We start from the raw sequence: 2,667 nt of genomic DNA, 5'->3' as shown, positions 1-2,667 counted from the left end.
GGCTCTCTTTTTTAAAATAGGGGGGAGCTTCATCAAATCTATTTTGATAGTTATCAATATTTGATGAAAATAAAGTCAAAAACACAATAAACCAAATCACCCAATTATCTTTAATAATTGGGTGATCTAAGAGAATCGTTCAATACTCTTCAAACATTTCTTGGATTTTTTCTTTATTGTTTGTTTTGGTTAAAGCGAGTTGTAAAAGCACCCTAGCTTTTTGGGGGTTTAAATTATCGCTTGTGATAAAGCCATAAGCCTTGTCATCAATCTCGCCTGAAGTAATCTCACCGCTGCCTACCCTGCTAGAACGAACGATAACCACCCCCATTTGGCTCGCTTCTTGCATCGCTTTTAACAACCCAGCGCTCACATTCCCATTACCCACCCCGGCTATCACAACGCCTTTTGCATGCGATTTCAAGCTCGCTTGGAATAAATCAGGGGTCATGCCAGCATGCGTGTAAATAATATCCACTTTAGGCAAGGGGGTTTTTAGCTCTAAAATAGAAAATTCGCTCTCTGTCGTGTGCTTTCTTAAAGGTTGCATGTAATAACGCACTTTACCATAATACACGCTCCCTATTGCGCCGCTGTTTAAGGCTTTAAAGGTGGAAGTGTGGGTGGTGTGCGTTTTAATCGCTTCTCTAGCGCTAAAAATACTATCGTCCATCACCACCAACACGCCCTTATTCGCGCTTTTTTCATTAACCGCTACACTCATAGCGTTATACAAATTCAAAGCACCATCCGCGCTCAAAGAAGAAGCGTTACGCATCGCTCCCACTAACACGACCGGTTTTGTGGAGCGTAAAACCAAATTTAAAAAATACGCGCTCTCTTCTAAAGTGTCCGTACCATGCGTGATGACCACGCCTTGGATACGGCTATCGTCTAGCAACTCTTGGGCGCGTTGGGCGAGCTTGAACCATACCTCTTCATTCATGTCTTGTGAGCCGATGTTAGAAACTTGCTCCCCTTGAATGCGAGCGATCTTAATAAGGTGATTAGGGATAGCCTTCAAAAGCTCTTTGACGCCTAACTCACCACTTTTATAGCTACCTGAACTCGCACTCGCGCCGCTCCCGGCAATCGTCCCTCCTGTCGCTAGTAAAGCAATGGTAGGTAAATTTTGAGCCATAACTTGCCCTTTCAAACAAAATAAGAGAATCAAGAATTTCAAAAACATTCTCATTATAGACTACCTTTTGAAATTTAAAAGATTTTATAGTATAGTGAATCGTTGTTAAAATAAATTTAAAAGGGTTAATGGTGGATGCCTTTTTTCAAATTATCGTGTTACTTTTTTCGCTTTTTTTAGGGGCAAGGCTAGGGGGCTTGGGAGTGGGCTATGCTGGGGGCTTGGGCGTGCTTATTTTGTGCTTATTTTTGGGGCTAAACCCGGGCAAAATCCCTTTTGATGTGATTTTAATCATCATGGCAGTCATTAGCGCTATCAGCGCCATGCAAAAAGCGGGGGGCTTGGATTACTTAGTCAAAATCGCTGAAAAAATTTTAAGAAAACACCCCAAGCAAATCAACTATTTAGCGCCAAGCGTGGCGTATTTTTTAACGATACTAGCCGGCACCGGGCATACGGTTTTTTCCTTGATCCCGGTGATTGTGGAAGTGAGCCAGAGCCAAAACATCAAACCCAAAGCACCCTTAAGCTTAGCGGTAGTCTCTAGTCAAGTCGCTATTACCGCAAGCCCGGTGAGCGCGGCGGTGGTGTTTATGAGCGGTATTTTAGAGCCTTTAGGAGCGGATTATCTCACCCTTTTAATGGTTTGGATCCCTACGACTTTTTTAGCATGCATGCTCACGGCGTTTATTATGGGTTTTACTGATTTAAAGTTAGATAGTGATCCGCATTATTTAGAGCGTTTGAAAGCGGGCAAAATCTCGCCCCCTAAAATCAAAGAAGAAAAAGAAACCTCAAAAAGCACGAAATTATCGCTATGGATTTTTATCGTTGGGGTTGTAGCGATCGTTTTTTATGCGAGCGCGATTTCTAAAAATATCGCTTTGATTAGCCCGGTGGTTTTAGGAAGAGATCAAGCGATTGTGTCTTTCATGCTGAGCGTGGCGACTTTAATTGTGATTTTTTGCAAGATCAACGCTAATGAAATCGCTCATTCAAGCGTGTTTAAATCCGGCATGCAAGCGTGCGTGTGCGTGTTGGGCGTGGCGTGGTTGGGCGATACTTTTGTGAGCAATCATATAGATGAGATCAAGCGATACGCTTCTTTTTTGATCGCTGATTACCCGTTTTTATTAGCCGTAGCGCTCTTTTTGGCTTCCATGCTTTTGTATTCTCAAGCTGCCACCTCTAAAGCGCTCATCCCAAGCGTGATCACAGCCTTAGGCATTAGCGCTAATCATACCGAGCATTTGTATATTATTGTGGCTTCTTTTGCGAGCGTTTCGGCGTTGTTTGTGTTACCCACTTACCCCACTTTACTAGGAGCGATCGCTATGGATCATACCGGCACCACTAAAATGGGCCGTTATGTGTTTGATCATGCGTTTTTGATACCTGGGGTTTTAGTCGTTTCTTTGAGCGTAGCGTTAGGGTTTGTTATCGCGCCGTTGGTTTTGTAGATTTCATCATCAACGATAAAAAGCTTGATGTTGCGCTTTTTCTAAACCCCCTTAAAAAAGAGGGTT

2 protein-coding genes are annotated in these 2,667 nt (G+C 43.0%); one reads left to right on the top strand and one right to left on the bottom strand.

The window, feature by feature from the left end; all coding sequences use genetic code 11:
- Positions 1-139: 139 nt before the first annotated feature.
- Positions 140-1,195, bottom strand: a complete 1,056-nt coding sequence (locus H7N67_RS07800) for a type II asparaginase (protein WP_187939609.1) — start codon at positions 1,193-1,195, stop codon at positions 140-142.
- Between the two features lie 74 nt (positions 1,196-1,269).
- Between H7N67_RS07800 and H7N67_RS07795 the strand changes: the two genes are divergently transcribed.
- Positions 1,270-2,601: an anaerobic C4-dicarboxylate transporter gene (locus tag H7N67_RS07795; protein ID WP_187939608.1), complete on the top strand. Its 1,332-nt coding sequence runs from the start codon at positions 1,270-1,272 to the stop codon at positions 2,599-2,601.
- Positions 2,602-2,667: the final 66 nt, after the last annotated feature.

Source organism: Helicobacter pylori (assembly GCF_014498195.1).
Taxonomy (GTDB): Bacteria; Campylobacterota; Campylobacteria; order Campylobacterales; family Helicobacteraceae; genus Helicobacter; species Helicobacter pylori_DO.
The sequence above is the reverse complement of the archived record's forward strand: the minus strand, read 5'-3'. Positions and strand labels throughout refer to the sequence as shown.

Coding starts and splice junctions, on each gene's coding strand:
- H7N67_RS07795 (WP_187939608.1), top strand. CDS start 1,270: ATGGTGGATGCCTTTTTTCAAATTATCGTGTTACTTTTTTCGCTTTTT.
- H7N67_RS07800 (WP_187939609.1), bottom strand. CDS start 1,195: ATGAGAATGTTTTTGAAATTCTTGATTCTCTTATTTTGTTTGAAAGGG.